The following is a 1,578-nucleotide window of genomic DNA, read 5'->3' as shown; positions in this document are numbered from 1 at the left end:
GAGGCCGTGTAAAAACGTTCTGGGCTGGTTTGACGCGCATCGGGCATTGAGGCGCAGAGCGCCATCATCTCATGCCCTGATCGCCTCCATCAGCGGCTTCGTTCCCAGTACGGCCATCACCCGCTTCATGTTGTAGGCCAAGATGTGGAGGCTGATCTCGGTCTTCACGTTGGGTAGTCGTTTCATCAGGAAGTGAGTGTGGCCCATCCAGGCTTTGATCGTGCCAAACGGGTGTTCGACCAGGCTTCGCCTTTCGCGCATGGCGCGGGGTCTCAGGTCCATCCGCATCTGGAGGGCATCGATCACCGCCTCATGCTCCCAGCGCGTGACCCGGCGCTCGACGCTGGGCGTGCATTGCGGCTTGAGGTGGCAACCGGTGCAACTGGCCCGGTCCCAGTAGCGATGCAGGGTCTGGCCACGTTCGACGCTCGTCATGTGGTGAGGCAGCAGCGCTCCTGACGGGCAACGATAGGCGTCCTGATCTGGCAGGTAGACGAAATCCTGCTTGCCAAAGCGTCCGTTCGCCTTAGCTCCTGACGTCAACGGCTTTGGCACGAAGGGCGTCACGCCGAGGGCCTCACAGGCCAAGATTTCCTCCCCGGAGAAGTAGCCCCGGTCTGCCAACACTTCGAGCGTCTCGACGCCCATGGCGGCCTTGGCCTTTCCTGCCATAGAGGCCAACTGCTGCCGATCCGAGCCGGTCATGACCACTTCGTGAGCAACGATCAGGTGGTGCTCGCCTTCGACGGCGGACTGGAGATTGTAGCCGACGATGCCGCTGCCGCGACCGGACGTCGCCATGGCGCGTGCGTCGGGATCGGTCAGGGAAACTTGACCGTCCGGTGCCGCCTCGATCTCGGCCTCCATGACTTTCAGCATCGCCATCTGGGCGCGCAACCGCTCGATCTTCTCGATCAGTCGCCCGGAGCGCGCCTCGGTAGCCTCGCCCTCATGCCGGTCAGCCGTGTCGAGGTCCTGCAGGTAGCCGGCGATGTGCTCGGCGACCTGTTCAATCCGCCGCTTCACCTTGTAGGCGGTGAAGTTCTTGTCGCGGGTGTTGACCGCCTTGAACTTCGAGCCGTCGATGGCAACTAAGGCCGTACCGAACAGACCAAGCTGGCGGCACAGCACCACGAACTGGGCACAGGCCGCCTGGATCTCCGCGCCGTTCTCACGGCGGAAATCGGCGATGGTCTTGTGATCCGGTGCCAGCCGCCCCGTCAGCCACATCAGCTCGACATTGCGCTGTGCCTCGCGTTCCAGACGGCGACTGGATTGCACCTTGTTCAGGTAGCCATAGACATAGAGCTTCAGCAGCATGGCCGGGTGATAGGCCGGTCGGCCCGTCGCCGCAGGCGTCATCCCCTCGAAGCCCAGACCCTTCAGATCCAGCTCATCGACAAAGACATCGACGACCCGGACGGGATTATCCTCGGCCACATAGTCATCGAGACACTCGGGAAGCAGCGTCTGCTGCCGGCGATCTACACCCTGAACGAAGCGGCTCATACCCACCTCCTGAAGACCTCAGGAGACTAACCTAATTCGCTCGAATGGAAGCCGTTTTTACACAGCCTC

1 protein-coding gene is annotated in these 1,578 nt (G+C 62.2%); it reads right to left on the bottom strand.

All coding sequences use genetic code 11. The features are described 5' to 3' along the window. Positions 1-69: 69 nt before the first annotated feature. Complete coding sequence (locus tag LOX95_RS14160) at positions 70-1,509, bottom strand: IS1182 family transposase (RefSeq protein ID WP_242915703.1); 1,440 nt, start codon at positions 1,507-1,509, stop codon at positions 70-72. Between the last annotated feature and the right edge of the window lie 69 nt (positions 1,510-1,578).

Source organism: Brevundimonas pishanensis (genome assembly GCF_022750635.1).
GTDB classification, from domain to species: Bacteria; Pseudomonadota; Alphaproteobacteria; order Caulobacterales; family Caulobacteraceae; genus Brevundimonas; species Brevundimonas pishanensis.
This window is presented reverse-complemented; position numbering and strand designations above follow the sequence as displayed.

Excerpts from the sequence above, each read along its gene's own strand:
- LOX95_RS14160 (WP_242915703.1), bottom strand. The coding sequence starts at position 1,509 with ATGAGCCGCTTCGTTCAGGGTGTAGATCGCCGGCAGCAGACGCTGCTT.